This is a genomic window from Microvirga arvi (assembly GCF_016892765.1).
Classification (GTDB): domain Bacteria; phylum Pseudomonadota; class Alphaproteobacteria; order Rhizobiales; family Beijerinckiaceae; genus Microvirga; species Microvirga arvi.
Genome location: NZ_JAFEMD010000196.1, coordinates 1 through 968, shown reverse-complemented (window position 1 = coordinate 968; position 968 = coordinate 1). Strand labels below are relative to the sequence as shown.

The following is a 968-nucleotide window of genomic DNA, read 5'->3' as shown; positions in this document are numbered from 1 at the left end:
GAGTTCAGCTGATCCACCATGGTGTTGATGGTGTTCTTCAGCTCCAGCATCTCACCCTTAACGTCGACGGTGATCTTCTTGGAGAGGTCGCCGTTCGCCACCGCGGTGGTCACGTCGGCGATGTTACGCACCTGACCCGTGAGGTTGGCCGCCATCATATTGACGTTGTCGGTGAGGTCCTTCCAGGTGCCGGCCACGCCTTTCACCTGGGCTTGGCCACCGAGCTTGCCTTCGGAGCCCACCTCGCGCGCCACGCGTGTCACCTCGGAGGCGAAGGAATTGAGCTGGTCCACCATGGTGTTGATGGTCGATTTCAGCTCCAGCATCTCGCCTTCGACCACGACGGTGATCTTTTTGGACAGGTCGCCCGTCGCAACAGCAGTCACGACGTCGGCGATACCGCGCACCTGACCGGTGAGGTTCGCGGCCATGAGGTTCACGTTGTCCGTAAGGCCCTTCCAGACGCCGCCGACGCCTTTCACCTGGGCCTGGCCACCGAGCTTGCCTTCGGATCCCACTTCTTTCGCGACGCGCGTCACTTCGGAAGCAAACGAGTTCAGCTGGTCCACCATGGTGTTGATGGTGTTCTTCAATTCCAGAAGCTCACCCCGAACATCGACTGTGATCTTCTTGGAAAGGTCGCCGTTCGCCACCGCGGTGGTCACGTCGGCGATGTTACGCACCTGGCCTGTCAGGTTGGCCGCCATCATGTTGACGTTGTCGGTGAGGCCCTTCCAGACGCCGCCGACGCCTTCCACGCGGGCCTGGCCACCGAGCTTACCCTCGGTGCCCACCTCTTTCGCGACGCGGGTCACCTCGGAGGCGAAGGAGTTGAGCTGGTCCACCATGGTGTTGATGGTGTTCTTCAGCTCCAGAAGCTCGCCGCGCACGTCGACTGTGATCTTCTTGGAAAGGTCGCCGTTCGCCACCGCGGTGGTCACGTCGGCGATGTTACGCACCTGGCCTGT

Annotated in this window: 1 protein-coding gene; it reads right to left on the bottom strand. The window is 61.5% G+C overall.

Translation table 11 applies throughout. The annotated features are described in order from the left end of the window. Positions 1 to 968 (bottom strand): HAMP domain-containing protein (locus ILT44_RS30500; RefSeq protein ID WP_204243355.1); only part of this gene is annotated, 968 nt, incomplete at both ends.